This is a genomic window from Streptomyces sp. NPDC086777 (assembly GCF_040702065.1).
Lineage (GTDB): Bacteria > Actinomycetota > Actinomycetes > Streptomycetales > Streptomycetaceae > Streptomyces.
Window position 1 is genome coordinate 1 of record NZ_JBFBJI010000088.1, and the last position, 5805, is coordinate 5805.

The 5805-nt window shown below is 72.1% G+C and carries 4 protein-coding genes and 1 pseudogene; all 5 read left to right on the forward strand.

Annotated features, from left to right (window positions below; all coding sequences use genetic code 11):
- Positions 1–267: pseudogene (locus AB0472_RS45795) on the forward strand (3-oxoadipyl-CoA thiolase); the annotation flags it as partial.
- A gap of 127 nt (positions 268–394) precedes the next feature.
- Positions 395–1078 (forward strand): TetR/AcrR family transcriptional regulator, encoded by a 684-nt coding sequence (locus AB0472_RS45800; RefSeq protein ID WP_366365623.1) that lies wholly within the window; start codon positions 395–397, stop codon positions 1076–1078.
- Complete coding sequence (locus AB0472_RS45805; RefSeq protein WP_366365624.1) at positions 1075–1830, forward strand: SDR family oxidoreductase; 756 nt, start codon at positions 1075–1077, stop codon at positions 1828–1830. Before AB0472_RS45800 ends, AB0472_RS45805 begins: the two co-directional genes overlap by 4 nt.
- A gap of 58 nt (positions 1831–1888) precedes the next feature.
- Positions 1889–2767 (forward strand): ABC transporter substrate-binding protein, encoded by an 879-nt coding sequence (locus AB0472_RS45810; RefSeq protein WP_366365626.1) that lies wholly within the window; start codon positions 1889–1891, stop codon positions 2765–2767.
- A gap of 216 nt (positions 2768–2983) precedes the next feature.
- Positions 2984–5698 (forward strand): multifunctional oxoglutarate decarboxylase/oxoglutarate dehydrogenase thiamine pyrophosphate-binding subunit/dihydrolipoyllysine-residue succinyltransferase subunit, encoded by a 2715-nt coding sequence (locus AB0472_RS45815; RefSeq protein WP_366365628.1) that lies wholly within the window; start codon positions 2984–2986, stop codon positions 5696–5698.
- Positions 5699–5805 lie beyond the last annotated feature (107 nt).

The window sequence follows — 5805 nt, forward strand, 5'->3', positions numbered from 1 at the left end:
AAGACCTTCGCCGACCTCGACGTCCTCGAACTCAACGAGGCCTTCGCCGCCCAGGTACTCGGCTGCCTCGCCGAATGGCCCGAGTTCGACCCCGCGATCCTCAACCCACAAGGCGGCGCGATCGCGCTCGGCCACCCCCTCGGCGCCTCCGGTGCCCGCCTCGCCGGGACCGTGGCGCATCAGCTGGCACGGCGAGGCAGCGGTACCGGTGTCGCCAGCCTCTGCATCGGCGTCGGGCAGGGCCTCGCGCTCGTTCTCGAACGCTGACCGCACACCGCACGAGCACCTGTCCCGCCCCTTCGTCCAGCCCGCACTCGGCGGACCCCGCCCAAGGGGTGGCGGGCACGTGTGACATGCCTTGACAGCTCAGATACGGAGGTCAACGATAGGAACCATGGAAACGAATCCGGTTTCTAGAGTTTCCGACAGTGATGGCCAGCGGGCCGACGTGATAGTGGAGGCGGCCGGCCGGCTGTTCCTCGGGTCCGGCTCGGCGCGGGTGAGCATGGACGATCTGGCCCGCGAGCTCGGGATGAGCAAGAAGACGATCTACCGGCATTTCCCGGACAAGCGCAGTCTGCTGGCCGCGGTGCTGGACCGCCAGTTCGCCGCGGTGGAGCGCACGCTGGTTGCGGCGGCCGAGGGCGCGGAAAAGCAGTCCTTCGGTGTGCGGGTGCAGCGGTTCCTGATCGCGGCGGGCAGTGAGCTCGGGCGGATCGGCGCACCTCAGCTGGCGACAGGGCGGGGCGGCGACGCGATGCTGCGCCAGTACGTGGAGCAGCGGGTGGACGCGGTGGTCTACCGGCGGCTCGACGACCTGTTCCGGGAGGGACACCGGCAGGGCCTGCTGCAGGCGCCGCCCGAGCTGCTGAGCGAGATCACCCGCGGTGCGCTGGAGCGTCTGCTCACCTCACGGTTGCCGCACGAACTGGACTGGACCGCCGCCGATCTGCTGCGGGCGACCGTCGACACCGTGCTGCACGGAGCGATCCGCCCCGAAGCCCGGGGCGCCGACGACGAACAACCCCGGGCCGTCATCCCGACGGCCCGCGACGACGATCAGGAGGTGACCCCATGACCGGGACGACCGGCAGGGTGGCGTTGGTGACCGGGGCCAGCAGCGGGATCGGCGCGGCGACGGCGCGGGTTCTGGCCGCACGCGGCATGCGCGTGGCGGTCAACTACCTCAGCAACGGCAAGGCGGCCGAGGAGGTCGTGGCCGACATCGAGGCCGCGGGCGGGCAGGCCATGGCCGTGCAGGCCGACGTGCGCGAGGAGGCGGCCGTCGAGCGGATGGTGGGACAGGTCCGAGCGGCTTGGGACGGCGTCGACGTGCTCGTGCACAACGCGCTCATCCCGTACGCGGTCAAGTCCTTCGAGGACATGACCTGGGAGGAGCTGGGCGGCAAGCTCGACGCCGAGATGCACGCGGCGTTCGCCGTCACCAAGGCCGTCCTGCCGGTCATGACCGGGCGGGGCGGCGGACGCCTCGTCTACATCGGCACCGGACTCAGCCGCCGGCCGCGGGCGGGCATGATCGCGCTGGGCGTCTCCAAGGCCGCCATGGAACAGTTCGCCCGGTACCTCGCCCAGGAACTCGGCCCGCAGGGCATCACGGTCAACGTCGTCTCACCCGGCCCGGTGGAGTCCCGCACGGCCGACGCCGTCCTCGACGACGCGACGAGGCAGCGGCAGGTGGCCGCCACCCCCCTGGGCCGCCTCGCCCACCCGGCCGACGTCGCCCAGGCGGTCGCCTTCTACGCCGCCGAGGAGAACTCCTTCATGACCGGCACCACGGCCGCGGTCAACGGCGGCATGGCCATGTACTGAGGCCCCGCCGACCATCGCACCCACGGCCGCACCCTCAAACAATCAAGGACAAACGTTCATGCACACGATCGACCTTGCCTACGTCGGACGAGGCCTGCACGAGGAGCTGGCGGCCTACATCGCCGACCAGCAGGACTTCTACACCGACGAAGGCGTCCACGTCGCGCTGCGCGACGGCTGCACCTGGGACGACGAGCGGCTGCGCCGCTGCGCCACCATCGGACTGGGCCGGGCACTGCTGTCACGGCTGGCCAACGGCACCCCGTGGGTCGCGCTCAGCGTCAACACCCATCGTCCGCTGTTCTGGTTCCTGGCCCGTCCCGGCCTGACGTCCCTGTCCGACCTCGCCGGCCGACGGCTGGCCGTCCACGCCCCGCACACCGCGCCCGGCGTGTTCGCCCGGATCGTGCTGCGAAAGGCCGGCCTCGACCCGGACCGCGACGTGCGGACCGTCGTCCGCTCTCCCGGCGACTACGGCATGGACCTGCGCCACCTCGCCGACGGCAGCATCGACGCCGCCTACGTCGGCAGCACCATGGCACCGGAGGCGGTGGCCGCCGAGCACGGCTGGAACGTGCCGGCCTGGGTCGGCGACCACTTCCGGATCCCCACCGTGGGCGTGGCCGTCGACCCGACCTTCATCTCACCGGACGCCCCCGCGGTCCAGGCCGTCGTACGCGCCCACCGGCGCGCCCTCCGGGTGATCCACGACGACCCCGACACCACGGTGCGGCACATGCAGACGTTCCTCGGCGGACAGACCGCGCAGGAGGCCCGGGCCCACTACGACACGTTCATCGCGCCGTACTTCACCACGGACGGCCAGGCCGACCTCACCGTCGGCGACGAGGCGATCGCCGCGGTCGCCGCCGAGCTCGGGGTGCCCGCCGGCGTCACCGCGGCCGAGTTCTACCGCACCGGGACGACCACGCCGTAGGCGCCGGGACCGCCGGGACCATGCAGCCCGATGTCCCAACATGAGGCAGTTGCGTCATATCAGTCCCTCTGTCACGACCTTCCCGGCGTCCTAGCGTTGCCGGTGCGACGTGGCCGAGGGGATCGCTCCAGAGCGGATCCGGTCGGCCAGCCCAACTCCGAATGAGGAAAGAAGGCGTTCTTCGCTGTGGAGTCGAAGTCACGCACCGGCCGACCGGTGCCCCAGGTCCTGGAATTCGGGCTCAACGCATGGGTCGTGGACGAACAGTGGCAGCAGTACCTGCACGACCCCGCCTCGGTGGATCAGACGTGGCGGGACTTCTTCGCCGCCCCGGCCACCCTGCCGGCCCAGCGGGTACGCACCGCCACGGCGCACCGCCCCGACGGCGGGGACGAGGCGGCCGTCAGGGCGGTGCGGGTCGCGGCGCTCATCCACGCGTACCGGGTACGCGGCCACCTGGTGGCCGACACCGACCCGCTCACGCCACGGCCGGCCGCCGGGCATCCGGAGCTGGACATCGCGGCATTCGGGCTCCGCGACGAGGACCTGGCCGAGGAGTTCACCGTCGACGGGTTCGCCGGGCACGCCACGATGCGTCTGGGCGAGGTGCTGGACGCCCTGCGGGAGTCCTACTGCCGCACGGTCGGCTTCGAGTACATGCACATCCAGGACGCCCGCGAACGCCGCTGGATCCAGCAGCGGGCCGAAGGCCCACAGCACCGGCCGGACCGGGCCGAACAACTGCAGATCCTCTACCGGCTGGGGGCGGCGGAGGCCTTCGAGACGTTCCTGCAGACCAAGTACGTGGGCCACAAGCGCTATTCGCTGGAGGGCGGCGAGTCGGCGATCGTGCTGCTCGACGCCCTGCTGCGGCGCGCGATCAAGGACGGCGTGCGGGAAGCGGTCATCGGGATGGCGCACCGCGGCCGGCTCAACGTGCTGGCCAACATCGTCGGCAAGTCCTACGCGCAGCTCTTCCACGAGTTCGAGGACGCCGTGGACATCCGGTCGGTGCAGGGATCGGGGGACGTGAAGTACCACCTGGGTGCGGAGGGCACCTACCAGGCCCTCGACGGCGGCACGATCGCCGTCTCGGTCGTGGCGAACCCCTCGCACCTGGAGATCGTGGGACCGGTGGCCCAGGGGGTGGTGCGCGCCAAGCAGGACAGGGCCGCGGACCAGGACGGCCCCTTCCCCGTGCTGCCGGTCGCCGTCCACGGCGACGCGGCCTTCGCCGGCCAGGGCGTGGTCGCCGAGACCCTGAACATGTCGCAGCTGCCCGGCTACCGCACGGGCGGGACGGTCCACGTGGTCGTCAACAACCAGGTCGGCTTCACCACGCTGCCCGCCAACGGCCGCTCGGGCACGTACGCCACCGCTGTGGCGCGGATGGTCGAGGCGCCGATCCTCCACGTCAACGGCGACGACCCGGAGGCCGTCGACCGCGTCGCACGGCTGGCTTTCGACTACCGCCGGACGTTCCACAAGGACGTCGTGGTCGATCTGATCTGCTATCGGCGCCACGGGCACAGCGAGGTCGACGACCCGTCCATCACCCAGCCCGTGATGTACGACCGCATCGACGCCAAGGCCTCGGTGCGCACGCTGTACGCCGGGACGCTGGTCCGCCGCGGGGACATCGGCGAGCGGCAGGTGGACGGCGCCCGCCGCAACTACCGGGATCACCTGGAACGGGCCTTCGCCGAGACCCGGGCGCTGCCCGCTCCCGCACCGGCCGAGGACCTTCCCGGCACCGGAGCCGGACCGGCGGCCGTCCCGGGCACGGCGACCGCGATCGACGAGGCGACGGCCCGGCGGGTCATCGCCTCGCAGACCGGCCTGCCCCCGGGCTTCACCGTGCACCCGCGGGTCCTGCCGCAGCTGCGCCGGCGCGCGGAGACGCTCGACGCCGGCACGGTCGACTGGGCCACCGCCGAGACCCTGGCGATCGGTTCCCTGCTGCTGGAGGGCGTCCCGGTGCGGCTGGCCGGGCAGGACTCGCGGCGCGGCACCTTCGGCCAGCGCCACGCCGTCCTGACCGACCGGCGCACCGGCGCGGAGCACACCCCGCTCGGCTCCCTCGGCCCGCAGGCCGCGAGCTTCGCACCGTACGACTCGATGCTGTCCGAACTGGCGGCGCTCGCTTTCGAGTACGGCTACGCGCAGGCCCGTCCCGAAGCCCTGGTGCTGTGGGAGGCCCAGTTCGGTGACTTCGTCAACGGCGCGCAGACGGTCGTCGACGAGTACATCGCCTCGTCCGAGCAGAAGTGGGGCCAGCGCTCCGCGGTGACGCTGCTGCTGCCCCACGGCCTGGAGGGCCAGGGCCCGGACCACTCCTCCGCCCGGGTCGAACGGTTCCTGCAACTGTGCGCCCAGAACAACATGACCGTGGCCATGCCCTCCCTGCCCGGCAACTACTTCCATCTGCTCAGGCGGCAGGCGCTGGACGGCCGCAGGCCGCTGGTGGTCTTCACCCCGAAGTCGATGCTGCGCTCGAAGGCGGCCGTCTCCGCCCTGCCCGAGTTCACGCAGGGCGGCTTCCGTCCGGTCCTGCCGGACGACACGACGGACCCGGCCCTGGTCAGGCGCGTGCTGCTGTGCTCGGGCAAGGTCTTCTACGACCTCGACTCGCACCGGCACACCGCGGGCTCGGCCGACACGGCGATCGTCCGCGTGGAGCGCCTCTACCCGTTCCCCGACGAGGAACTCACCGCGGAACTCGCCCGTTTCCCCGCGGCCGCGGAGGTGCGGTGGGTGCAGGAGGAGCCGGAGAACCAGGGCGCGTGGTCGTTCGTCGCGCCGCGTCTGCACCGGCTGACCCGGCGCGCCGTGGAGTGCGTGGCCCGGCCCGAAGCCCCCGCCCCCGCGGTCGGCTCGGCCCGCCGGCACGCCGTGGAGCAGAAGACCCTCGTGACGTCGGCCTTCCGGTGACGGGCCGCCCGCACGGTGCGGGCGGGCCGCCGACCAGACCAGCAGCGTCCCCGGCCCACTGGTCAGCCGCTTCGGCCTCTCTTCCACGGCCGTCATCTCACCCTCCC

Excerpts from the sequence above, each read along its gene's own strand:
- AB0472_RS45800 (WP_366365623.1), top strand. The coding sequence starts at position 395 with ATGGAAACGAATCCGGTTTCTAGAGTTTCCGACAGTGATGGCCAGCGG.
- AB0472_RS45810 (WP_366365626.1), top strand. The coding sequence starts at position 1,889 with ATGCACACGATCGACCTTGCCTACGTCGGACGAGGCCTGCACGAGGAG.
- AB0472_RS45805 (WP_366365624.1), top strand. The coding sequence starts at position 1,075 with ATGACCGGGACGACCGGCAGGGTGGCGTTGGTGACCGGGGCCAGCAGC.